This window comes from Nocardiopsis sp. CNR-923, from assembly GCF_001942255.1.
Lineage (GTDB): Bacteria > Actinomycetota > Actinomycetes > Streptosporangiales > Streptosporangiaceae > Nocardiopsis.
Map to the genome: position 1 here is coordinate 158,589 of NZ_MKKC01000109.1, position 20,917 is coordinate 179,505.

General features: G+C 72.2%; 29 protein-coding genes and 1 pseudogene. 8 read left to right on the top strand and 22 right to left on the bottom strand.

The features are described from left to right. Positions 1-114 precede the first annotated feature (114 nt). The 3 genes from BJF83_RS27025 to BJF83_RS19965 all read left to right on the top strand — a co-directional run bounded on the left by BJF83_RS27025 (position 115) and on the right by BJF83_RS19965 (position 2,085). Positions 115-477 carry a hypothetical protein gene (locus tag BJF83_RS27025; protein ID WP_143831999.1) on the top strand — a complete coding sequence of 121 codons (363 nt, stop codon included), beginning with the start codon at positions 115-117 and terminating at the stop codon, positions 475-477. Between the two features lie 63 nt (positions 478-540). Then, the gene (locus tag BJF83_RS19960; RefSeq protein WP_262391690.1) at positions 541-723 is read left to right on the top strand and encodes an acyl-CoA dehydrogenase family protein; all 183 of its coding nucleotides are present in this window, start codon (positions 541-543) and stop codon (positions 721-723) included. A 267-nt stretch (positions 724-990) separates the two neighbouring features. Then, positions 991-2,085 (top strand): acyltransferase, encoded by a 1,095-nt coding sequence (locus BJF83_RS19965; RefSeq protein ID WP_262391691.1) that lies wholly within the window; start codon positions 991-993, stop codon positions 2,083-2,085. Between the two features lie 79 nt (positions 2,086-2,164). On the opposite strand, the gene BJF83_RS28005 is transcribed toward BJF83_RS19965, so the two are convergent. From BJF83_RS28005 to BJF83_RS19985, 5 genes are all read right to left on the bottom strand, one after another. Then, positions 2,165-2,446 carry a sensor histidine kinase KdpD gene (locus BJF83_RS28005; RefSeq protein WP_262391692.1) on the bottom strand — a complete coding sequence of 94 codons (282 nt, stop codon included), beginning with the start codon at positions 2,444-2,446 and terminating at the stop codon, positions 2,165-2,167. Continuing rightward, a complete protein-coding gene (locus BJF83_RS29665; protein WP_262391693.1) occupies positions 2,395-3,549 on the bottom strand; it encodes a HAMP domain-containing protein in 1,155 nt (384 codons plus the stop codon). Before BJF83_RS29665 ends, BJF83_RS28005 begins: the two co-directional genes overlap by 52 nt. Then, entirely contained in the window at positions 3,546-4,235 is a 690-nt protein-coding gene (locus BJF83_RS19975) for a response regulator transcription factor (RefSeq protein ID WP_075927507.1), read from the bottom strand. The genes BJF83_RS29665 and BJF83_RS19975 overlap by 4 nt, the downstream gene beginning before the upstream one ends. Before the next feature lie 277 nt (positions 4,236-4,512). Next, positions 4,513-4,851, bottom strand: coding sequence for an STAS domain-containing protein (locus BJF83_RS19980; protein WP_075927508.1), 339 nt, complete (start codon positions 4,849-4,851; stop codon positions 4,513-4,515). After that, entirely contained in the window at positions 4,848-5,291 is a 444-nt protein-coding gene (locus BJF83_RS19985; protein WP_075927509.1) for an ATP-binding protein, read from the bottom strand. The genes BJF83_RS19980 and BJF83_RS19985 overlap by 4 nt, the downstream gene beginning before the upstream one ends. Positions 5,292-5,541: 250 nt before the next feature. On the opposite strand from BJF83_RS19985, the gene BJF83_RS27625 reads away from it, so the two are divergent. From BJF83_RS27625 to BJF83_RS20000, 4 genes are all read left to right on the top strand, one after another. Further along, complete coding sequence (locus BJF83_RS27625; RefSeq protein ID WP_158070410.1) at positions 5,542-5,685, top strand: hypothetical protein; 144 nt, start codon at positions 5,542-5,544, stop codon at positions 5,683-5,685. Between the two features lie 2 nt (positions 5,686-5,687). Further along, complete coding sequence (locus BJF83_RS19990) at positions 5,688-6,188, top strand: class I SAM-dependent methyltransferase (RefSeq protein ID WP_075927510.1); 501 nt, start codon at positions 5,688-5,690, stop codon at positions 6,186-6,188. A 107-nt stretch (positions 6,189-6,295) separates the two neighbouring features. Beyond that, positions 6,296-6,997 carry a CBS domain-containing protein gene (locus tag BJF83_RS19995; RefSeq protein WP_075927511.1) on the top strand — a complete coding sequence of 234 codons (702 nt, stop codon included), beginning with the start codon at positions 6,296-6,298 and terminating at the stop codon, positions 6,995-6,997. A gap of 106 nt (positions 6,998-7,103) precedes the next feature. Then, the gene (locus BJF83_RS20000) at positions 7,104-8,000 is read left to right on the top strand and encodes a phosphorothioated DNA-binding restriction endonuclease (RefSeq protein WP_075927512.1); all 897 of its coding nucleotides are present in this window, start codon (positions 7,104-7,106) and stop codon (positions 7,998-8,000) included. A gap of 8 nt (positions 8,001-8,008) precedes the next feature. Here the strand turns inward: BJF83_RS20000 and BJF83_RS20005 are convergent, their stop codons facing one another. Continuing rightward, positions 8,009-8,395, bottom strand: coding sequence for a calmodulin (locus BJF83_RS20005; protein WP_262391694.1), 387 nt, complete (start codon positions 8,393-8,395; stop codon positions 8,009-8,011). Between the two features lie 243 nt (positions 8,396-8,638). Here BJF83_RS20005 and BJF83_RS20010 point away from each other — a divergent pair, with 243 nt between their 5' ends. Further along, on the top strand, positions 8,639-9,586 hold the full coding sequence (locus BJF83_RS20010; RefSeq protein ID WP_075927513.1) for a cation diffusion facilitator family transporter: 948 nt from the start codon (positions 8,639-8,641) through the stop codon (positions 9,584-9,586). A gap of 188 nt (positions 9,587-9,774) precedes the next feature. Here BJF83_RS20010 and BJF83_RS29670 read toward each other — a convergent pair whose 3' ends face one another. The 16 genes and pseudogenes from BJF83_RS29670 to BJF83_RS20085 all read right to left on the bottom strand — a co-directional run bounded on the left by BJF83_RS29670 (position 9,775) and on the right by BJF83_RS20085 (position 20,766). After that, entirely contained in the window at positions 9,775-10,539 is a 765-nt protein-coding gene (locus BJF83_RS29670) for an asparagine synthase C-terminal domain-containing protein (RefSeq protein WP_262391695.1), read from the bottom strand. A gap of 109 nt (positions 10,540-10,648) precedes the next feature. Then, positions 10,649-11,485: pseudogene (locus tag BJF83_RS29675) on the bottom strand (asparagine synthetase B family protein); the annotation flags it as partial. A 45-nt stretch (positions 11,486-11,530) separates the two neighbouring features. Beyond that, positions 11,531-13,006 carry a peptide MFS transporter gene (locus BJF83_RS20020; protein ID WP_075927514.1) on the bottom strand — a complete coding sequence of 492 codons (1,476 nt, stop codon included), beginning with the start codon at positions 13,004-13,006 and terminating at the stop codon, positions 11,531-11,533. Further along, on the bottom strand, positions 13,003-14,205 hold the full coding sequence (locus BJF83_RS29680; RefSeq protein ID WP_262391696.1) for a ketoacyl-ACP synthase III family protein: 1,203 nt from the start codon (positions 14,203-14,205) through the stop codon (positions 13,003-13,005). Before BJF83_RS29680 ends, BJF83_RS20020 begins: the two co-directional genes overlap by 4 nt. A 25-nt stretch (positions 14,206-14,230) precedes the next feature. Next, positions 14,231-14,545, bottom strand: a complete 315-nt coding sequence (locus BJF83_RS27035) for a hypothetical protein (protein ID WP_075927515.1) — start codon at positions 14,543-14,545, stop codon at positions 14,231-14,233. Then, a complete protein-coding gene (locus BJF83_RS20035) occupies positions 14,542-14,760 on the bottom strand; it encodes a hypothetical protein (protein WP_075927516.1) in 219 nt (72 codons plus the stop codon). Before BJF83_RS20035 ends, BJF83_RS27035 begins: the two co-directional genes overlap by 4 nt. A gap of 2 nt (positions 14,761-14,762) precedes the next feature. Continuing rightward, the gene (locus BJF83_RS20040; RefSeq protein ID WP_262391697.1) at positions 14,763-14,987 is read right to left on the bottom strand and encodes an antibiotic biosynthesis monooxygenase; all 225 of its coding nucleotides are present in this window, start codon (positions 14,985-14,987) and stop codon (positions 14,763-14,765) included. An 88-nt stretch (positions 14,988-15,075) separates the two neighbouring features. Then, a complete protein-coding gene (locus BJF83_RS20045) occupies positions 15,076-15,381 on the bottom strand; it encodes an antibiotic biosynthesis monooxygenase (protein WP_075927518.1) in 306 nt (101 codons plus the stop codon). 26 nt (positions 15,382-15,407) lie between these two features. Then, positions 15,408-16,157, bottom strand: coding sequence for an SDR family NAD(P)-dependent oxidoreductase (locus BJF83_RS20050; RefSeq protein ID WP_075927519.1), 750 nt, complete (start codon positions 16,155-16,157; stop codon positions 15,408-15,410). Positions 16,158-16,188: 31 nt separating this feature from the next. Next, positions 16,189-16,653: a DUF1772 domain-containing protein gene (locus BJF83_RS20055; protein ID WP_075927546.1), complete on the bottom strand. Its 465-nt coding sequence runs from the start codon at positions 16,651-16,653 to the stop codon at positions 16,189-16,191. A 70-nt stretch (positions 16,654-16,723) separates the two neighbouring features. Next, the gene (locus BJF83_RS20060; RefSeq protein WP_075927520.1) at positions 16,724-17,185 is read right to left on the bottom strand and encodes an SRPBCC family protein; all 462 of its coding nucleotides are present in this window, start codon (positions 17,183-17,185) and stop codon (positions 16,724-16,726) included. Then, the gene (locus BJF83_RS29685) at positions 17,182-17,310 is read right to left on the bottom strand and encodes an acyl carrier protein (RefSeq protein WP_262391698.1); all 129 of its coding nucleotides are present in this window, start codon (positions 17,308-17,310) and stop codon (positions 17,182-17,184) included. Before BJF83_RS29685 ends, BJF83_RS20060 begins: the two co-directional genes overlap by 4 nt. A gap of 141 nt (positions 17,311-17,451) precedes the next feature. Further along, positions 17,452-18,693 (bottom strand): ketosynthase chain-length factor, encoded by a 1,242-nt coding sequence (locus BJF83_RS20070; RefSeq protein ID WP_075927521.1) that lies wholly within the window; start codon positions 18,691-18,693, stop codon positions 17,452-17,454. After that, positions 18,690-19,961: a beta-ketoacyl synthase gene (locus tag BJF83_RS20075; RefSeq protein WP_075927522.1), complete on the bottom strand. Its 1,272-nt coding sequence runs from the start codon at positions 19,959-19,961 to the stop codon at positions 18,690-18,692. Before BJF83_RS20075 ends, BJF83_RS20070 begins: the two co-directional genes overlap by 4 nt. Beyond that, complete coding sequence (locus BJF83_RS20080; RefSeq protein WP_075927547.1) at positions 19,958-20,389, bottom strand: cupin domain-containing protein; 432 nt, start codon at positions 20,387-20,389, stop codon at positions 19,958-19,960. The genes BJF83_RS20075 and BJF83_RS20080 overlap by 4 nt, the downstream gene beginning before the upstream one ends. Before the next feature lie 53 nt (positions 20,390-20,442). Next, complete coding sequence (locus tag BJF83_RS20085; protein ID WP_075927523.1) at positions 20,443-20,766, bottom strand: TcmI family type II polyketide cyclase; 324 nt, start codon at positions 20,764-20,766, stop codon at positions 20,443-20,445. Positions 20,767-20,917: the final 151 nt, after the last annotated feature.

Consider the following 20,917-nt stretch of genomic DNA (forward strand, 5'->3'; position numbering starts at 1 on the left):
CGGGCACGGCCGACGAACGGGAACGCATCCCGCGAAACCGGGATCCGGGAACCGCGCGCGGTGTCCTGACGACTCCTGTCGGGAAGGAACCGTCCAGCGGAAGGCGGGTGCCGCGTGCCACCACTGGGAGCCAGTATCCGGATCGAGTCGCTGATCTGTGACCACGGGCCCGTCAGGGCCGTGCGCGAGGTCGACCTGGACATCCGGGCGGGCAGCCGGGTCGCCCTGGGCGTCACGACCGGCGTCGTCACCCCCGGCCCCGACCTGGCGGCCGGCCGCGACCGGCGGCTGGAGAGGGCCGCCGGTCGGCGGCCGACGCCCAAGGCACGGAGCAGGCGTGCGGTGTGGCGATACGGATCGCGGCCTTCGTCGCAGGTCAGGTCCGTTCCCGCCAGGGGCGGTGGGGTGAGGGGAACAGCGGAGGTCATGGCTGCGCCTCGCGAATCCTGTCCGGAGGACGGCGGTTGTGGGGGATGAGGGAACTCGTCGATCGTCCGCTTCGACCTTTCTGCCGCACAGGCAGTCGCCGTCCGGGACCGTGTGGTTCCCGCACGGGCGCTGTCGACGGTGGCCGACGCCGCCGCGCAGGTCCATGGGGCGAAGGGGCTGGGGCCGGACACGCCGTTGCCGCGGTTGCAGCGGGTGGCGCGCCAGGCCCGGCTGTTGGACGGGCCCGACGATCCGCACGTGTCGGTGGTGGCGCGACGCCCGCTCCGAGACTGAGGGGTCAGTAGTAGGGCCCTGCGGACACCGGCCGCGAAGGGCCGCGTCGGATCTTCGCCGATTCTTAGGGCTTTCCCAGACATCCCTTCACACCGGTCCCCCAGAGTGGGACGCGCATGCCGAGATCCCCGGCCCCGGTCACGGCGCACTCCGTCCGCGTCCCCCCACCGAATGAGGAAGACAGCAGTGTCACACACCGGGAACAGCACTCCCCCCGCCGGCGGCGAGGAAGGGGAACCGTCCCCCACGTCTTCGGCGACCGCGCCGGTGGCAGGGCGTGACGGCTACCTCGACCTCCTGCGCGGCGTCGCCATCGTCCGCGTCGTGCTGCTGCACACCGTCGAAGTGGCGTGGCTGTCGGTGGTCTTCCCGTCGATGGGCGTGATGTTCGCGCTCGGCGGATCGCTGATGGCCTCCTCCCTCGACCGGCGGAGGGGAACGACACGGGTCATCCGGGGCAGACTGCGCCGACTGCTGCCGCCGATGTGGTTGATGGCGGTGATCGCCCTCCCGCTGATGTCGTGGGAGTCGCTCGCGGCGGGCGAACCACTGCCCCTGTCGTGGGAGACGCTCTACTGGTTCCTCCCCTTGGGCCATCCTCCCTCCAACGGGTTGGAGATCGGCGGCGCCTTCAGCGGAGTGCTGTGGTACGTGCGCACGTACCTGTGGTTCGTGCTGCTCTCACCCCTGCTGCTGCGGTTGTTCCGGCTGAGCCCCTGGTCGGTGGTCGCAGCCTCCATGGGGGCGGTCTTCGCCCTCGACCTGTTCGCCTTCGAGAGCGAGGGTCTGCTGTCCTCGATGCTGTCCGGATCCGAGGGGCTGCTCAGCAGCCTCGTCGTCTACCTGGCCTGCTGGCTGGTCGGGTTCGCCCACAACGACGGACTGCTGTCCCGGATGAGCGTCTGGGTCGCCGTGTCCCTGTCCACCGCACTGGCCGCGGTGGGTCTGTGGTGGTCGCTCAGGGACGAGCCGGAGATCGAGTTCGCCTCGCTCACCCTCTACGACAGCGCCGTACTGAACACCCTGCTGTCCGTCGCGTTCATCATCGTGCTGCTGCGGGTGAGGCCGGGCGCCGGGCTGCTCCAGCGAGGGGCCTGGCTCCGTGGTCTGAGCCGCCGGTTGAACGCCCGGGCCGTGACCGTCTATCTCTGGCACTACCCGTTGCTGCTCGTGATCTGGTGGCTCGCCGAGAACGTCGAGTTCGCCGAGTGGTTCGTATCGCAGACACTGGCGTTGGTCACCGTGGAGGCCCTGCTGCTCCTGGTGGCGGCGTGCGTGTTCGGGTGGGCCGAGGACCTGGCCGCGCGCAGGCGTCCCTCGTTGTTGGGCGGGGGCCGTGCGGTGGCCCGGACGCCCGTGTGAGGGAGCGCGGCGACGAGGTTCGTCAGGGCCCGAGGGCCCGTCCGTCCTCCGGCCCGCGCGGCGCCGGGTCCAGGACGCCTCAGCGCCCCGGCAGCTCGAAGCCGATCACCGCGCCGCCGCCCTCGCGGTTGTGGGCGAAGACCGTTCCGCCGTGCGCGACCACCACATCCCGCACGATCGCCAGGCCCAGTCCCGAGCCCCGCGTCCCGCTCACCTCGGGGGCCCGGTAGAAGCGGTCGAAGAGCCGACCCTCGGGTAGGTCCGGGAGGCCGGGGCCGCGGTCCCTGACCTCGACGCGGCCCCGGACGATCACGATCTCCAGCGGTTCCGCCGACGCGTCGAACTTCGTCGCGTTCTCCACCAGGTTGGACAGGCAGCGTTCCAGGGCCAGCGGCCGACCGTCGACGGCGCTGGAGTCCGCCACGACGGTGATCCGTCGACCGGCGCGGACACGGAAGCGGTCGGCCACCCTTGCCGCGGTCTCGGCGAGTTCGACCGGCTCCACCTCCTCCGGCTCCCGGGTATCCGTCGCGAGTTCCACCAGTTCGTCGAGAGGTGGACCAGTTCCCTGGACTCCACCGTCAGATCCGCCAACAGCGGCCCGCGGGCGGAGAGCGGCAGATCATCGAAACGGTGCAGCAGGAAGATGTTGGCGCGCAGGCTCGTCAGCGGAGTGCGCAGCTCGTGACTGGCCTCCCGCACCAACCGCTGTTGGGCGTCCTTGGACCGGGCGAGTCGACCCAGCATCGCGTCGAAGGCCGCGCCCAGTCGACCGACCTCGTCCCCTCCACCCGAGGGCACGGGCAGGTCCAGCCGCCCGGTGTGGGCCACCTCCTCGGCCACCCGTGTCAGCCGGACGAGCCCACGGGTCACCCGCCCCGCCACGAACCAGCCGCACACCCCGGCGGCGGCCGAGACCGCTGCGCCCACCCACGTGATGCTGCCCCTGAGGTCGGCCAACAGCCCGTCCACCTCGCTCAGCCGCTGTGCCACCTGCACGGCTCCGCGCGCGCCGCCGAGGGAGACCGCGGTGACCCGCAACCGCTCACCGTTCGTCTCCACCTCACCGCCCGCGGTGAGACCGGGTTCGGCGGCCCTCGCCGCCCAACGGTCGGTCTCGGACACCGGCAGCGGCCAGGGGCGTCCCGCGTCGGCGATCCTCCCCGCGGGGCCCAGGATTTGGCCGATCAGCGTGCGGGATCCGGCCAGCATGTCGCCCAGGTCCGTCTCGTCCGAGTCGGGTTCGGCCAGATCCTCCGGCGTCACATCGCCCTCGTCGACGGCGCGTTCCGCCACCGTCTCCACGGCGCGGGCGAAGTCGTTTTCGGTCTCCCGCCAGATCAGGGCGGACGCCAGACCGTAGCTCAGGGTGCCCACGCCGACGGCGACCAGCGCCGCGATCGCGGCGAACAGCAGGGCGAAGGTCAGACGCAGGCTCAGACGGGACCGATGACGGCGTGTCACGACGCGCGGATCGTGTAGCCGACGCCCCGGACCGTGCGGATGACCTCGGGTGCGTCCGGGCGGGCCAGTTTGCGTCGCAGATGGCTGATGAACACGCTGAGGTTGGTGGAACCGGCGCCGAAGTCGTAGCCCCAGACGCGTTCGTGAATCGAGGCGCGCTCCACGACGACCCCCTGGTTGCGCATCAGCAGCTCCAGCAGGTCGAACTCCGTCCGGGACAGGGCGATCTCCTCCGGGCCGCGCCACACCCGGCGCGATCCGGGGTCGAGCCGCACGTCGGAGGCCCTCAGCTCCCGGACAGCCCCGTCGCCCCCGCCACTCGGCGACGCCCGGCGCAGCAGGGCACGCAGTCTGGCGAGCAGTTCCTCCGGGTCGAAGGGCTTGACGAGGTAGTCGTCCGCGCCGGCGTCGAGTCCGGCCACGCGGTCGCAGACCTGGCTCCGGGCGGTGAGGACGAGGATCGGGATCCGGTCGCCCTGGGCCCGTAGGACGCGGCACACCGAGAGCCCGTCCAGACCGGGCATCATCAGGTCCAGGACGAGCACGTCCGGGGCGTCCTCGCTGACCACGGCGATGGTTTCGACGCCGTCGCCGACGGTGACGACCCGGTATCCCTCAAGGAGCAGCGACTGTTCGACCGCGCGGCTGATGGCGGGGTCGTCCTCCGCGAGCACAATGGTGGGCATGGGCGCGAACCTTGGTGGGTGTCCCCTTGCGAGGAGAGTTACGTGGCCGGGGCCGGGCGAAGCCCCATCGCGCCACCGTACCTCCGACCGTGAGCACATCGTCATCACGGTGCGGGCCTGCGGGCGCTTCCGGTCGGCTGCGGCGAAGGAGTGCCTGTTCGGGGCGCGGACCAGGTCTGTGCAGCCGTGTCGGGTGATCCGCACCCGGTGGACCGCCAGGGCGTGTGCCGCGGACGCATACCCCGCTGCGCGGCGGGCGGCATCCACGGCACACGTCCTAGCTGAAACTGTCGACGGCCTCCGCTTCGTCGTCGTAGATCTCGAAGATCCCCGCCAGCCGGGTGATGAGGAGCACCTCGTGCAGCTTGGGCGGCAGGTTGACGAGCTTGAGCTGCCCGCCCTGGTTGGAGACGGTCGTGTAGGCGGAGACGAGTTCACCGACACCGGAGCTGTCGATGGAGGAGACGGCCGCCATGTTGAGCAGCACCCTGTTCTCGCCGGTCGCCAACAGGTCCCGGACCGTCTCGCGAAGCTTGAGGTCACCGACCCCGATGTAGAGTTTTCCGGCGAGGTCGAGGATGCTGACGCCGTCCGCGGCGCGCTTGTCGATCTTCAACGAAGTCCCTTTCCCTGTGGTGCGGCGGTGCCGCGTGCCATCGCCAGGACCACCACGGTCCCGGGCGGGGTGCGTCGACGGGTGACGGTGAACTCGTCGACGAGGTGGCGGATGATCGCGACCCCCCGGCCGGAGGGGGAGAGGTCGACCGGCGCCCGGTGGCCCGGCTGCTCGACGGCGGCGGACGGGGCGAACCCCTCCCCGTCATCCCCGACCTCGACCCTCAGACGGTCGCCCGCCTCGCTCCAGCGCAGGTCGACGATCTTTCCCGGGTCGGACCGGTTCCCGTGCAGGACGGCGTTGGCCGCCGCCTCGCGAACGGCGAGCCCGAGCCGGTAACGCCCGTCGTCGTCCAGTCCGGAGGCGTCGGCGATCCGCCACGCCCATTCCTCCGCGACCTCCACGCTCGCCAGCGTTGAGGGCAACCGCAGTCGGTTCACTCGCGTTCCGTCCTCGGGCGGCCGAACATCGGTACGGCTCGCCCCGACCGTGATATTGCTCTTTGTGGTCAAGTTGTCACTGAGAGGGATTGTACGTGGCTGTGCGCCGTCCTGGTGTGCGCCACGGCCCCTTTGCGGCACTCGCCGCCAGTGCGACGGTCGGACAATGGATACTATGGGTACTGAAAGCATCACCTTGTGTGATTATTCCTGCGCCTCGCCGGCGCCGGACGACGGGAGGGGCCCACCCATGGTCCAGAAAGTGATGTCGCTGCTGCACGAGACGTCTCCCTACGAACGGTTCCTCGCCGAGGGGACCGGATTCCACCCGCAGGGGCCGGGTTCCGACCACCCGGTGTTCGCCCGGGAGATCTCCCGCTGTCGCCGGAGCTGATCGTGGAGGTGGGCACGTGGACGGGCGCGTCGGCCATGCACATGGCGAGGGTGGCGCGCGGCCTGGGGCTGACGACGGAGATCCTGTGCGTCGACAGCTTCCTGGGCGACGCCGAGCACTGGATGCTGGCGCGCCAGCGGTCCGAACTGCGGCTGGAGTTCGGACACCCGCAGATCTACCGGCAGTTCCTGGCCAACGTCGTGCACGCGGGGCTGGAGGAGATCATCACGCCGTTCCCGTGCACGAGCGCGCACGCCGCCAGGATCCTCACCCGTGAAGGGGTGCGCTGCGACATCGCCTACCTCGACGCCGGGCACGAGTACCGCGACGTGCTGACCGACATCCAGGACTACTGGGTGCTCGTGCGCGACGGGGGCGCGCTGATCGGGAACGGCTTCCGGCCCGACCGCCCGGGCGTGCGGGCGGCCGCGCGCGAGTTCGGCGCGTCGATCGGACAGGACCCCGAGGTCGACGGGGACAAGTGGGTCCTGCGCAAGGAGTGATCCGGCGCCGCCGGCCGACCGGGAGTAGCCTGGAAGTGGACTCGACGGCCGCGCGCCCGCCTCGCGCCGGGCGGCGGGCGGCGGCCCGACGGACAAGGGGGTCCGTGATGAGTACGGTCCGCAGCGTCATGACGTCCAAGGTCTACTCCGTTTCCCAGGACGCCGGTTACCGTGAGGTCGTCGAAATCCTGGTCGGCCGCCGCGTGGGCGCGTTGCCCGTGACCGACGCCGAGGGGCGGGTGGCCGGGGTGGTCTCCGAGGAGGACCTGCTCCACAAGGAGGAGTTCAAGGGCGGTGACTACGTCCCGCCGCCGCGGGCCCGGCTGCGCGCCCGCCTGGGAACGGGTGGGGCGGCGCGGGACAAGGCCGAGGCCAGCCGCGCCGCCGAACTCATGACGAGTCCCGCCGTGACGGTCGGGCCCGACAGCAGCGTGGTCGAGGCGGCACGGTTGATGGAGCGGCGCGGCATCAAGCACCTGCCCGTGGTGGACGAGGAGAAGCGGTTGGTCGGGATCGTGAGCCGGTCCGATCTGTTGCGGGTGTTCCTGCGCGGGGACGCCGACATCGCCGACGAGGTGCGCGGCGAGATCACCGAGGCCCTGAACCGGGTGCGCGACGAGGAGCCGACCGCGACGGTCTCCGACGGCGTCGTCCACCTGACCGGGATCGTTCGGCTGCGCAGCGAGGCCCAGGAGCTGGTCCGGCGCGCCCGTCGGGTCGAGGGTGTGGTCTCCGTCGAGTCCGATCTCGACTGGCACGTCGACGACGTCGTCCCCGAGCACGTTCGCTGGCGTTCCGTGACCCCGTAGCTGGACCAGAGGCGAGGGCCCCGGTTCCGCCGGGGCCCGCCCCGGCACGGCCGTTGGAGGCGCGACCCCCCTCCGGGCCCGAGCCCCGACAGGCTAGGGTCGCGGGATGGACTGGATCGACCGGGTCGCGGCGATCAGACGCTGGACCCGCAACGGTTACCGCGCCCCCCACAAACCCCTCCTGATCCTCTACGCGCTCGGGCACCACCAGCGCCACGGTGCTCGCCCGATTCCCTATGGCGAGGCCGAGCGGCACCTGGCCGACCTCCTGCGGGAGTTCGGACCGCCCCGGCGCACGTCGCCCGCCTACCCGTTCCACCACCTGACCAGCGACGGCCTGTGGCGGGTCACCACCGCCGACGGGCAGGAGTGCGACGCCGACACCGCGACCCTGCTGCGGCGTGAGGGCGCACGCGGCAGCCTGAGCCCCGAGTTGTCCATGGACCTGTCGCGGGACCCGGGTCTGGCCCCCCGTATCGCGCGCTGTCTGCTCGACGCCAACTTCGCACCCTCCCTCCACGCGGAGATCTGCACGCTCGTCGGGCTCGACCTGGAGCACGGAGCCGCCCGGCACGGCGACGTCCGCTTCACCGCAGGACGGCGTGACCCCGGATTCCGCGCCCTGGTGCTGGACGCCTACGACCACCGGTGCGCCTTCTGCGGGTACGACGGGTGGATCGACGGCGGCCCCGTGGCGCTGGAGGCCGCGCACGTGCGCTGGTGGGCGCTCGGCGGCCCCGACGAACTCCGCAACGGCCTGTGCCTGTGCTCGATCCACCACCGCCTGTTCGACAGGGGCGTCCTCGGGCTCTCGCGTGACCAGACCGTCGCGGTCTCCACCCGTTTCCAGGGGCGTTCCCCGGCCGCGGAGCGGCTCGTGTCCGCTCTGGAGGGCCGGCCGTTGAACCGTCCCGAGGGAGCGGACCCGGCCGTCGAACCCGACCACGCCGACTGGCACGGTCGGGAGGTCTTCCGCGGCGACCACCTGGCACTGGCCGGGTAGGCGGGGCGTCAACCAACCTCGCGGACGACCCTGGACCCCCACGGGCACCAGATCGAGCCGGGGAGGAAGCCGGCGCCGACGACGTCCAGGTGTTCGCCGACGTAGGCCGGGTGGGCGTCGCACACCTCGATCTCCCGCTGGAAGAAGGAGATGCTGGCGGGATCGAGGTGGAAATCCCAGTCGGGGTTGTAGTCCGCCTGTTTCCGGATGATCGTGCCCTTGACGTTGACCCTCCTCGTCTCGTCCCCGGCGACGATCCTGCGGGCGTGGGCGATCCGCTTCTCGTTGGTCAGCTTGAAGACGAACTCGCCGTGTCCGGGGTACTGGAAGGCGAAGTAGGCGGCATCGGCCATGGTGAGCCCCTCGGAGGCGTGGATACGGGTCGGGTCCGTCACCGGGAGCCGCTGAGCGTACGCGGGGCGGACGCTGATCAGGACACTACACCGAGCGACTGTGCGATCGCCCGTGGTCAAGCTTCCTCGGCGTGGGACGCGGTGGCCCCGCCTCGCGCGGAGCGGTCGCGGTGGCCGGGTCCGGCCACGGGCCGGAGACCGTTCACCTCCGAGACGACCCGCGACCCGCGGCATCGCTAGGATGCGACCCTGACTGACCCGGAAGAATCCAGAGAGAAGAGCACAGTGGCTGCTGATGGAAGTACCAAGGCCGTCGTGGTGGCGTTGGGGGCGAACCTCGGGATCGCCGTCACCAAGTTCGTGGCGTTCACGCTCACGGGCTCCTCCGCCATGCTGGCGGAGTCCATCCACTCCGTAGCCGACTCCGGCAACCAGGGTCTGCTCCTCCTCGGCGGCAGGCGCGCCAAGCGCGACGCCACCGCCGAGCACCCCTTCGGCTACGGCCGCGAGCGCTACATCTACGCCTTCCTCGTCGCGATCGTGCTGTTCAGCGTCGGCGGCCTGTTCGCGCTCTACGAGGCCTGGCACAAGATCTCCGACCCGCACCCGATCGAGAACTGGCGCTGGGTCCCGGTCCTGGTCCTGGTGGTCGCGATCATCCTGGAGTCGATGGCCATGCGCACGGCCATCAAGGAGTCCAACGCCGTCCGCGGCAAGGCCAGCTGGGTCGACTTCATCCGCCGTTCCAAGTCGCCCGAACTGCCCGTCATCCTCCTGGAGGACGCGGGCGCCCTCCTCGGCCTGGTGTTCGCCCTCATCGGCGTCGGCCTGACCCTCGTCACCGGCAACGGCGTCTGGGACGGCCTCGGCACCGCCGCGATCGGACTCCTGCTCGTCGCGATCGCCGTCGTCCTGGCCGTCGAGATGAAGAGCCTCCTGGTCGGCGAGTCCGCCACCGAGGAGCACGTCCGCCAGATCGAGCGCGCCATCTCCTCCACCGACGACATCGACTCCGTCATCCACATGCGCACGATGCACCTGGGTCCCGAGGAGTTGCTGGTCGCCGCCAAGGTCGCCGTCGACGGCGAGGACGACGCGGCCCGCGTCGCCCGCGCCATCGACGCCGCCGAGGCGCGCGTCCGCCAGGAGGTCCCGATCGCCACGCTCATCTACATCGAGCCCGACCTCAGGCGCACGCTGCGGGCCGCGGAGGAGACCGCCGCGCAGGAGTGACGCCGTGCCGTTCTGAGCGTCCGCTTCGCCTTGGCCCGAACCCTTAGAGTCGCAACCGCACCCCGTACACCTCCAGCCACGTGTTGAGTTGGATCACCATCTCCGCGTGGGTGCGGGCCACCCACACGCCGCGCCCGGAGACCAGCGCTCCGGGCTCGCGGCCGCCTTGGCGGTCGCGTCCCGGTCGATCAGGTCGCGACCGGGGCGCCGGGGTCGTCGAGGATCCGCCGCAGTCGCCCGCACAGCTCCTCGGCGTAGACCGCGTCCTGCACCACCGGGTAGGGCGACTTGCGGCGCTCCAGGACCGACGCCGGCAGCACGTCCGCCAGCGCCGCCCGCAGCAGGCTCTTCTCCCGCCCGTCGAAGGACTTCACCGACCACGGCGCGTTGTATACGTACTCCACCAGCCGGTGGTCGCAGTAGGGCAGCCGCAGCGACAGCCCGACGGACTGGGCGATCGACTCGCTGTGCGGGACCAGCGTCTCCAGCCAGTTCGTGACGTTGACGTACCAGGCGTCGCGCATCCGCCGCTCGGTCTCGGACTCGTCCGGCTGGTGCGGCGCCCGCGCCATCGTCTCCCGGTACCGCTCGGCGCAGTACCCGTCCATGTCCAGCGACGCCAGCAGGTCCGGCGCGAGCAGGTCGGTGCCCAGTCCGTGCCTCGCCCCCGTCCACCGGGCCATCGCGATCCACGGGAACGTGGGCGCGCGCAACAGCTGCTCGTGCTCCAGCCACATCACCCCGCCGAACACCCCGTCGGCCGCGTCGCCCAGCAGAGCGAGGTCGGTGTGCCCGCGCACCGCCCGGCACAGCACGTAGAGCGACGTGTTCATGTTCCCCAGCGGGCTCGGCACGTCCTTGGCCCGCAGCGCGTTCCGCAGGACCAGCGGGTCGAGCAGGTCGGCGGTGTCGACCACGATGTCGGTGTGCTCGGCCCCGACCCGCGCGACCATCTCCCGGACGAAGCGCGTCGGGCGTGCTCCACACCTCGTCGGCGCGGAAGTCCTCCTCCGCGCCGAAGGCCACCGAGAACGTGCGCAGCGGTCCCGCCCCGCGGTCGGCCAGCCGTCGCGCGGCCAGCGCGGTCACCCCGCTGGAGTCGAGCCCGCCGGAGAGCATCATCCCGACGGGGGAGGGGCCGCCGGTCTGCTCGCCCACCGCGTCGTCCAGCAGCGCGCGGACGGTGGCCACGGTGGTGTCGCGGTCGTCGGTGTGCGGAACGGCCTCCAGCGACCAGTAGCACTCCTCCCGCACGCCGTCGGTCCCCACACGCACCAGGTGACCCGGGCGCACCTGGCGCATCCCCCGGAAGACCCCGTGGCCCGGTGTCCCCGCGTACGACAGGATCTCCCGCAGGCCGTCGATGTCGACCGCGCTCTCCGTGCCGGGGTGGGCGAGCAGCGCCTTGCGTTCGGAGGCGAACAGCATCCCGTGGCCGCCGGGCAGGTAGAACAGCGGTTTGTTGCCCAGACGGTCGCGGACCAGCAGGAGCTCACCGCGGAGCACGTCCCACACGGCGAACGCGTAGATCCCCCGCAGCCGCTCGGCGCATCCGGCGCCCCACTCCAGGTACGCCGCGGCCACGACCTCCGTGTGCCCGCGACCGGTCAGCCGGTGCCCGCGCCCGGCCAGCTCACCCGCGAGTTCGTCCGCGTTGTAGACCTCACCGTCGAGCACGGCCACCGCCACCGTGCGCCCGTCCCTCTCGACGGCGAGCGGCGGGCCCTCGCCCGCGTCGCCGCCCGGAACGCCGCGCTGACCGAGCAACGCGCGTTCGGAGTGCCACACCGCCTCGTGCCCGGGCCCCCGACAGGCCATCGTCGCGGTCATCGCCCTGATCACCGACCACTCGCGCCGCAGGTCGCGTCCGTGGTCCACCCAGCCCGCTATCGCCGACATGTCGTTCCCTTCGCTCTCGTTCGGCGGACCGGCGCCCGCCGTCGTCTACCGACCGGCGGCCAGGCGCCGCTGGAGCCCGCGCCGTGCTGCCCACACGGCGATCGCGGCGAGCAGTCCGAGCCCGCCCAGGGCGGTGAAGTAGGCGGGCGCACCGATGAGGTCGACCAGCCGCGCCAGCTGTCCGCCCAAAGCCGCGCCCACGGCCGCGAACAGCCAGAACAGCCCGAGGACCTGACCGTCGAGTCCGCGCGGCGCCACGTGCGAGGCCAGGCTCAGCCCGACGGGGGCCACCGCCAGCTCACCGACCACCAGCAGCAGGTACACGCCCAGCAGCCACAGGGGTGACACTGGCCCCGCCTCGGCCCCGAGCGCGGCCACCGCCATGACGGCGAACGCCGCGGCCCCGAACAGCAGGCCGCCGGAGAACTTCACCGCTGGGCCGACCCGCGACCCCAGCCGGACCCACAGGGCCGCGAACAGCGGTGCGAGCAGCAGCAGGAACAGGGGCTGCGCCGACTGGAACCAGCTCGCCGGGACCAGGAAGTCCGCCACCGTCCGGCGCACGGACTCCAGGGCGAACAGGTTGAGCAGCGCCGGACCCTGCGCGAACAGCAGCCAGAACACCGCCGACGCCGTCAGCATCCAGACGAAGGCGCCCATCCGGGCCCGGTCGTCCCCGTCCCGGGGCAGGCGGCGCAGCAGTCGCGCGCAGTAGACGACCGGGACCGCCAGGACCCCGATCCCGACCAGCATGAGCACCCGTTCGGCGGTCAGCACACCGGTCAGCAGGCCCGCGGCCACCGCCGCGCCGGGCAGTCCGCCCCACAGCGCCGTCCGCCGCAGGACCTGGCGCCGCTCCCCCTCCGTGGCGGGGTCGCTCGGCCGTGCCCCCACGTCGCCGAGCCCGCGCAGGCCCAGAACGTAGTGCACGAGTCCGAACGCCATGCCGACCGCCGCCACCCCGAACCCCAGGTGCCAGCCGATCCGCTCGGCCACGTACCCGGCGATCAGCGGGGCGAAGAGCGCGCTGACCTGGATGCTCACGTAGAAGACGGAGAACGCCGCCTCCCGCCGCTCCGGCCTGCCCTCGAACATCCGGCCGACCATCGCGGCCATGCTCGGCTTGACCAGCCCGGTCCCGGCCACGACCAGTCCGAGCCCCGCGTACAGCGTCGGGCCCACCGGCACGGCGAGCGCGATGTGCCCGCACATGATGAGCACCCCGCCCCACAGCGTGGCGCGGCGCGGACCCAGCAACCGGTCGCAGACCCATCCGCCGGGCAGGGACGCCATGAACACGAGCGCCATGTAGATCCCGACCAGCGCGGCGGCGTTCCCGTCCGCCATTCCTCGGCCGCCGCCCCCGGGGTCGGCGACCAGGTAGAGGTAGAGGATCGCCAGCAGACCGTAGAAGCTGAACCGCTCCCACATGTCCACGACGAAGAGCGTCCCGAACCAGCGCGGGTAGCCGAGGAAGGTCCGTTCGCGTGCCGGGGCCCGCCCGGGGGCGTTCGCGGTCACCGGCCCCGACCCCCCTCGGGGCGGTGCAGCAGCTCCACCACCGCCACCGACCACGTGAACCCCGCGCCCACGCCGACCAGCACGCACCGCTCGCCGGGCAGGAGACCGCCCGAGGCCACCAGGTGGTGCAGGCCCGCGAACTGGTCGCCCGCGCCCAGGTGCCCGATCCGGCGGCCCCACTCCCACGTGGTGCGCTCGGGGTCGATCTCGAACCGGTGGAGGAAGTGCGCCCGCATCCGGGCCAACCCCAGGTTGGGCAGCACGAACCTGGCGACGTCCTCGATCTTCAGGTCCGCCTCGGACAGCGCCCGGTCGAGCGCCGCCTCCTGCCCGGCGTCGATCCGCTCCAGCACCGCGTCCAGCCCGTGGTCGGCGACGAACCCGCGCCGGGCCGCGTCGACGTCGACGGGCGTCCCGTGCTCCAGGGGCGCGGCCCCGAACGGCCGACGGCCGCGCTGCATGCCCTCCAGACCGGGGTCAGAGGCGGTGACCAGGCTGATCAGCCGGGCGAAGCCGCGCCGGTTCGACAGGACGAGGGCGGTGCCGCCGTCGCCGTAGATCGTCCCGGGGTCGGTCACCCACCGGTCGAAGCCGGGCGGGCAGAACCGGTCGCCGGTGGTGAGCAGGGCCGTGGAGCGCCCTCCGCCCGCCGACAGGTACCCGGCGGCCAGCTCCAACGCGGCCAGCCCGCCGTTGGACAGCTGGCGCACCTCGAACGCCGGGCCGTGCTCCGCTGTGCCACGTCCCCCGGAGCCGTCCGCTGTGCGGCCGACTCGCTCCGGCCCGGTCCCGCTCCCCGCGTGGCCACGCGGACCGGAGCCACGCGCGGGGAGGACACTTCCTCCCGGAACGGAGCGGTGAGGGATGTCCCCCGCTGCGCCGCTTCCGGGGGATCCGCCCTCGCCCAGGGCGGCCCGCTGCACGTAGGACGCGGGCGCCCACATGTCGTGGCCCTGGTGGTAGGTCGAGGCGTGCAGCACCAGGTCGGCATGGTCGACCCCCGCCCGCGCCAGCGCCTCCCGCGCCGCCCGCGCGGCCATCTCCGGCCCGGACGCGTCCTCGGACACGCAGACCGACTCGATCCCCGTCCGCCACACGTCGCTGCTCCGGCAACGACCGTCACGGACGGCGTCCTCCACCCGCACGGTCGGGGGCAGCCACCGCCCCGTCCCGGCGACGTACATCCGCGCGTACCTCACCGCGCACTCCCTTCCGCCCGAACCGTCAAGGGAACATGTCCTGGAGCAGCGCGTCGTCCATCCCGGTGTCCGCGCGGGCCTCGCGCAGCCGGTCGGCGTAGGGCCGCAGGTCGGCGAAGTCCAGCGGGTCCTCGGGCGGTTTCGGGCTGGTCATCAGCGTGGCGGAGCCCTCGTCGAGGAGTTGCGCCAGGCGCTCGGGCGCGGTGAGTCGGCAATGGTGGCCGCACTCCGAGCACACCCCGAGGTCGCACCGGAACCTCTTGGCGTACAGCAGCGCGGAGCAGCGGCCGCAGGTCACCCAGTCGGTGGCCGCGGCCGTGGGCTCGATCGTCTCCGTCATGTCCACTCCTCCCTCCGCCGGTCATGGGGGCCGTCGGGGGCGTCGTTGCCGTGAGGGTCGGTCGGAGGCAGGCCGAACTCGGCCGCCCCCGGACCGTAGGGGGTCGGGGAGTGGTGCCAGCCGTACGCGGCCAGCGCCCACCCGGCCCAGCGCAGTCCCGCCAGCAGGCGTCGCCGCGGGTCCCGCGGGGCCGGGCGGTCGCTCGGCGTCGCCATCGTCACCCCCCGCCGAACGCGTCCCTGACCTCGTAGACCTCGAAGAACCGGTCGCGTTCGCGGTCCTGGAAGGGGCGCAGCGGCGCCGTCGCCGTGCGGTGGTCCGCGCCGCGCTCCCACTCCAGGAAGGCGGCGAGGCTCTCCCACTCGCTCATCACCAGCAGCCGACCGGCGTCGTCCACCGCGCCCAGCAGCTCGTTGGCGAGCAGCCCGGGGGTCCCGGCCAACTCCTTGCTGATCGCGCGGTAGGCGTCCTCGACCGCTCCGGGACCCCCGTCGGGCGCCGGTGCCAGATGAGCACCCGTGCGCGCCCGCTCACCCGCGCGTCCCGACCAGCTCGTGGACGACGTTCATCGTGTACATCGCGCCGCCGCGCCGGTACGGGTGCAGCTTGGTCCGGTGCTGGACGTGCTCGTCGCTGTGCTCGAACTCGCGGAACCTCTTCTCGTCGACCCAGTCGCTGACGACGTAGTAGACGCTCTCCTCGTCACTGCTCCGGAGCAGCCACTGGCCGAGGTTGGCGGGGTGGTCGGTGATGACGTTGCCGATGGACAGCCACGTGTCCTCGAACCCCTTCTCCATACCGGGGTTGAGCTCGAAGCGCAGCAGGACGCGGAACATGGTGTTCTCCTCGTTGGTGGGGATGACTAGATGCCGCCGTCGACGGGGATGGTGGCGCCGGTGACGTACCGGGAAAGGTCGCTGGCCAGGAAGAGGACGGCGCCGCCGACCTCCTCGGGGGTGCCCAGGCGGCCCAGGGAGGTCAGCTGGCGGTAGCGCGCCTGGAGCTGCTCGTACTTCTCCTTGGGCAGCTTGGCGGCCTCCTCGGTCTCGATCACGCCGGGCTCGACGACGTTGACGCGGATGCCGCGCCCGCCGAGCTCCTTGCACAGGGACCGGGACAGGCCGATGAGACCGGCCTTCGCGGCGGTGTAGTGGGAACGGGTGGGGATGCCGACCGTGGCGACGCGCGAGCCGATGTTGACGATCGACCCGCCCTCGCCCATGAGCGGCAGCGCCGCCTGGATGACCAGGAACGCGCCGGTCAGGTGGGTGTCGACGACACGGTGCCACTCGTCCTCGGCCAGCTCGTCGTAGGGGACGTGGCTGATCACGCCGGCGTTGTTGACGACCGCGTCGAGGCGGCCGTACCGGGTGCGGCACTCCTCGACGAGCCGGTCCACCTCCTCCTTGGAGCGCACGTCCGCCCGGACGACGTGGTGGTCGCCGGGGATCTCCTTGAGCTCCTGCTCCAGTTCGCGGACGGCCTCGCTCTCGGTCCGGTAGCAGGCGGTGACGTTGGCCCCGGCCCGGGCCAGGGTGAGGACGACGGCCCGGCCGATCCCTCGGGATCCACCGGTGACCAGGGCGTTCTTTCCGGACAGGGAGGCGTTCATGGGTTCCTCTCGTGCGTCGGTGAAGGGGGTTTCAGGCCAGGACGGAGCCCAGCAGCAGGGCGTTGCACACCAGGGCGGTGGCGGCGAGCGCCGTGCGGACGGCGTTCCAGTCCCGCCAGCGCCTGCGCGGGTCGACCGACTCCCAGTCCTCGGGGAGGTCGTCGGGGTCCAGTCGGGCCACCCAGCGGTTGATGGGGACGTTCTTGGTGAGGGACACGGTGATCGCGGCGACGAGCAGCAGCGCGGCGGCGCCCGCGAGGACCCGAGCCGTCGCGTGCGGTGCGGCCGGCACGAGCAGAGCGTCGCTGACCAGTGCCGTGAGCAGGCAGATCGGCATGAACGGGTCGAAGCGGGAGACCAGGAACATGTGCACGGGCACGTACTGCTCCCGGGGGATGCGGAGCAGGAGCGGGGCTCCGCCGAGGAAGGCGATCATCATGCCCCCCGTCACCAGCCCGCTGCCGACCATCGCGAGCGGCAGAAGGATCCAGGCCATGGTCATCTCCAGTCGGAGCCCTCCGGGGCGGGGCCGACGCCGGGCGGCGCCGCTGCCGTCGGCCTCGCGCTCAGGAGGACCGGTTCCGTGCGGCCTTCTCGACCTGTTCCTTGATGTGCGGCATCTGCTCGGCGGTGTTCGTGCGGATGTGCTCGGCCATGGCGTCGTCGTCGAAGGGCATCTCGTCCTTGACGTGGAACTCCTGGACCCAGCGCATCTCCACGCCGCCGTCGACGGGGAGGTACTCCCAGTAGATGTTCATGAACTCGAACGGCCCGGTCTCGACGCGGTGCGCCCGCACCGTGCGGCTCTCCCGGTCGGGGGTCCGCTCGGAGACCCAGCTCCAGACCTTGCCGTCCTCGTCCGGGTGCAGGGCGAGCCGGAACCGGACGGTGTCGCCGCGGCGCTCCAGGATCTCCGCCTCGGCGTACTCCGTGAACAGCTCCGGCCACGACTCGACGTCGTTGGTCATGTCCCACACCAGGTCCATGGGGGCGTCGATGACGACGGTCGCCTCGGTGCGCGCGCTCACGAGCCCACCACCTCCATGCGGGCGTTGACGTAGTCGATGAAGGCGCGCGGGGTCTCCAGGTCGCCGAGGTCCTCCTCGGGCAGGGAGAGCCCGAACTCCTTCTCCACCTTGTTGGCGATCTCCATCACCGCGAGCGAGTCGTAGCCCAGCTCGGGGAACGGGGAGTCGAGGATGTCGCCGTCCAGGTCGACCGTGTCGTCGACGCGACGGACTCACGGGTGACCCGGCGGAAGACGTCGGGGGTGAAGCGTGTCATCTGTGCCTCCTCAGGACGCGTGTTCGGTCGTGTTCTCGGGTCCGCGCACCACCAGCGCGGAGTTGAAGCCCCCGTAGCCGCGGGCCAGGACCAGGGCCGTGCGCAGCTCACGGGCGGTGCGCGGCTCGCCGCGGACCAGGTCGACATCGCACCCGGGGGCGAGCGCGGTCACGTTCGCGGTCGGCGGGATCACCCCGTCGCGGCAGGACAGCAGGGCGGTGACGACGTCCAGCGGGCCCGCACCGGCCGACAACCGCCCGGTGAGCGTCTTGGGGGCGGTCACCGGCACGCCGCGCGGGCCGAAGATCCCGGTGATCGCCTCCGCCTCGGCGCGGTCCAGCTCGGGGACCCCGGCGGCGTCGGCGAAGACGACGTCGACGTCACCGGGCTCCAGACCGGCGTTGGCCAGGGCGCCGCGCGCCGCCGCCTCCAGCGCGGGCGGCCGACCGCTGCCCGGACGCGGGTCGAAGGTCGACGCGTAGCCGAGCACGCTCCCGTGGTCCTCGTGGACACCGCGTCCGCGGGCCCCCTCCTCCGTCTCCAGGACGAGGATCGCCCCGCCCTCGCCGGGCACGTGGCCGGTGGCGTCGGGCGAGAACGGCAGGAACGCGCGGCCGGGGTCGTCGGCGGTGGTCAGCCGCCCGGTCGGGATCTGGGACACCAGTCCGGCCGGGGACATCGCCGACTCCGTGCCGCCCGCCAGGACCAGGCTCTGGGCCTGCCCCAGCACGCGCCGCGCGTGGCCGAGCGCGTCGAGCCCGCCCGCCTGGTCGGCGACGAGCACCCCGCAGTGCCCGCGCAGCTTGTGCCGGATGGAGAGCTGGCCGCTGGTCGCCGCGTAGAACCACGCGATCGACATGTACGCGCTCATGTTCTTCGGGCCGGTGCTCCAGAGGACCTCCAGCTCCCGCTGGCCGAACTCCACCCCGCCGGTGCTGTTCGCCGTGACCACGCCCAGCCCGTACTCGGGCAGCTCGGTCGGCTCGGCGCCCGCGTCGGCGAGCGCCTCGGCGGTGGCGGCGAAGGCCAGGTGGCTCATGGTCGAGGTCTCCGCCATCAGGCGGCTGGGGACGTGCTCGGCCGGGTCGAAGTCGGCGACCTCCCCGGCCAGCGTCACCGGGTACTGGGAGCAGTCGAAGCGGCGGATGCGGTCGATGCCGCTCTTGCCCGCCAGCGTCGCCGCCCAGTACGCCTGGACGCCGATGCCGTTGGGGGCGACCACCCCCAGACCGGTCACACGTACGGCGCTCATGCGGAGCCTCCTCGCGGCGCGGCCATGACGATCGCGCTCTGGAACCCGCCGAAGCCGCTGCCCACCGACAGCGCCACGTCGGTGCGCTGGTCGCGCGCGGTCACCGGGACGTAGTCGAGGTCGCACTCGGGGTCCCGCTTGCGCAGGTTGGCGGTGGGCGGGATGATGTCGTGCTCGATCGCCAGCGCGCAGGCGGCCGCCTCGATGGAGCCGATCGCGCCCAGGGAGTGGCCGACCATCGACTTGATCCCGCTCATCGGCGTGCGGTAGGCGTGCTCGCCCAGGCTCGCCTTGACCGCGGCGGTCTCGTGGCGGTCGTTCTGCTTGGTGCCCGAGCCGTGCGCGTTGACGTAGTCCACGTCGGTCGGGTCGAGCCGCGCCTGGTCCAGGGCGACACGTATCGCCTCGGCCATCTCGCGGCCGTCCGGCTTGAGGCCGGTCATGTGGAAGGCGTTGGCGCGCGTGGCGTACCCGCTGATCTCGCAGTACACGTGCGCGCCGCGCCTGCGCGCCGCGTCCGCGCGCTCCAGGACGAACATCGCCGACCCCTCGCCCAGGACCAGCCCGTTGCGCTCGGCGTCGAAGGGGCGGCAGGCCTCGGCGGGGTTGTCGTTGGTGATCGAGGTGGCGCGGATGGCGTCGAAGCAGGCCACGGTGATGGGTGAGATCGGCGCGTCCGTCGAGCCCGCGATCACCACGTCGGCGCTGCCCTCGCGGACCAGATCGGCCGCGTAGCCCAGGGCGTCGATCCCGGACGTGCAGCCGGAGGAGACCACGTGCGCCGCGCCCTCCGCCCCGCACGCCCAGGCCACCTCGCGGGCCATCGCGCTGGGGGTGAAGTAGTCGTAGATGTGCGGGACCGCGTACTCGTGGTCCACCAGCCACTTGCGGCCGCCGTCGCTGACGACCGTGTACTCCTTCTCCAGGCCCATCGTGCAGCCGACCGCGTTGCCGACGCTGACCGCGGTGCGCCCGGGCGTCAGGTCGTCGACGGTCAGCCCGCTGTCGCGCAGGGCCTCGCCGGTGCAGACCACGGCGAACTGGGTCGCCCGGTCCATGCGGCGGACCTCCTGCGGCGTCAGCCCGGCCGCGACCGGGTCGAAGTCGGCTTCGGCGGCGATCCGGCACCGGAACCCGGTGGTGTCGAAGAACGTGATCGCGCGCGTGGCCGTGCGCCCCGCGGTGATGCTCTCCCAGAACGCCTCCCGGCCCACGCCGCCCGGGGCGATCACGCCGATGCCGGTGACCGCCACCGCGTGCCCGCTCATCGGACGCCTCCCACCTGGGAGGCCGGGCCCTCCGGGGCCGTCGGCAGGTGCTCCAGGTCGACGTGGCCCAGCTCGGGGCGCGGGGCGAGCGGGCCGAGGTGGAACACCACGTGCGCCGGCTCGGACCCCGGGTTGCGGACCCGGTGCCGCTCGCCGATCGGCACCATGAGCGCGTCGCCCGCCCGCAGTTCGATCTCCTCGTCGCCCACCCGCATCACGACCCCGCCGCGCACGACGTAGACGAACTCCTCCGAGTAGGGGTGGGTGTGCTCGCACACGTACTCACCGGGTCCCAGGGTGAGCGTTCCTCCGAAGCCCGACGTGGACGTCACCGTCCTCGGGCTGAGCAGGACGCGTACCTCGCCCCCGCGTCTGCGGTCGGGCCGGACGTCGCCCTCCGACACCTTCACCACCGGTGCGGCGGTCATGGGCTGCTCCGTTTCCGCGGTTTCCTGGGGGATCTCCACGTGTCCGCCACCGCTCATTTCTCAGGGGTCCAGGAGTAGAAGGCCGCGGCCATGGCGTCCTTGGGTTCCGCCCAGGCCGGGTCATAGGGGCTGATGAATTGCGCCAAACGGTGGTGGATGTCCTCGTACAAGGGGTGGCTGCGCGCGCGGTAGAGGTTTCCGGTGATGTCCTTGTCGGCCTCGACCAGGTGGAAGTAGAGGTCGTGGAACCGGAACAGCGTGCGCCGGTCGACGCCGATCAGATGCGGCAGGTCGGTCGCGTCGGAGTCGGCGAAGACCTGGGCGACGTCAGCGGCGTCACCTGGGTTCATGCGCGCGACGATGAGTGTTCGGTGCATGCCTGGGGCCTCTCCACGGGTGCGGCCCCGCCGGACGCCGACCGGGCCGGCCGGGCGTCGGCGGGTGTGCTGGGAGCACGGTCCCGCCGAGATTCGCAGTCGCCGGTCGTAGTTCCTTAAATGCGCGGAAGAAAGCGCACCAGTGATCCTC

What these genes read in the sequence shown, in the direction of transcription:
- BJF83_RS20070 (WP_075927521.1), bottom strand. Translation starts at nt 18,693, where the DNA reads ATGAGCGCCGTACGTGTGACCGGTCTGGGGGTGGTCGCCCCCAACGGC.
- BJF83_RS20035 (WP_075927516.1), bottom strand. Translation starts at nt 14,760, where the DNA reads ATGGCGACGCCGAGCGACCGCCCGGCCCCGCGGGACCCGCGGCGACGC.
- BJF83_RS20085 (WP_075927523.1), bottom strand. Translation starts at nt 20,766, where the DNA reads ATGCACCGAACACTCATCGTCGCGCGCATGAACCCAGGTGACGCCGCT.
- BJF83_RS27035 (WP_075927515.1), bottom strand. Translation starts at nt 14,545, where the DNA reads ATGACGGAGACGATCGAGCCCACGGCCGCGGCCACCGACTGGGTGACC.
- BJF83_RS19995 (WP_075927511.1), top strand. Translation starts at nt 6,296, where the DNA reads ATGAGTACGGTCCGCAGCGTCATGACGTCCAAGGTCTACTCCGTTTCC.
- BJF83_RS20050 (WP_075927519.1), bottom strand. Translation starts at nt 16,157, where the DNA reads ATGAACGCCTCCCTGTCCGGAAAGAACGCCCTGGTCACCGGTGGATCC.
- BJF83_RS20080 (WP_075927547.1), bottom strand. Translation starts at nt 20,389, where the DNA reads ATGACCGCCGCACCGGTGGTGAAGGTGTCGGAGGGCGACGTCCGGCCC.
- BJF83_RS19975 (WP_075927507.1), bottom strand. Translation starts at nt 4,235, where the DNA reads ATGCCCACCATTGTGCTCGCGGAGGACGACCCCGCCATCAGCCGCGCG.
- BJF83_RS27625 (WP_158070410.1), top strand. Translation starts at nt 5,542, where the DNA reads ATGGTCCAGAAAGTGATGTCGCTGCTGCACGAGACGTCTCCCTACGAA.
- BJF83_RS20000 (WP_075927512.1), top strand. Translation starts at nt 7,104, where the DNA reads ATGGACTGGATCGACCGGGTCGCGGCGATCAGACGCTGGACCCGCAAC.
- BJF83_RS29685 (WP_262391698.1), bottom strand. Translation starts at nt 17,310, where the DNA reads ATGGAGATCGCCAACAAGGTGGAGAAGGAGTTCGGGCTCTCCCTGCCC.
- BJF83_RS20055 (WP_075927546.1), bottom strand. Translation starts at nt 16,653, where the DNA reads ATGGCCTGGATCCTTCTGCCGCTCGCGATGGTCGGCAGCGGGCTGGTG.
- BJF83_RS20045 (WP_075927518.1), bottom strand. Translation starts at nt 15,381, where the DNA reads ATGTTCCGCGTCCTGCTGCGCTTCGAGCTCAACCCCGGTATGGAGAAG.
- BJF83_RS29670 (WP_262391695.1), bottom strand. Translation starts at nt 10,539, where the DNA reads ATGGTCGCGCGGGTCGGGGCCGAGCACACCGACATCGTGGTCGACACC.
- BJF83_RS20075 (WP_075927522.1), bottom strand. Translation starts at nt 19,961, where the DNA reads ATGAGCGGGCACGCGGTGGCGGTCACCGGCATCGGCGTGATCGCCCCG.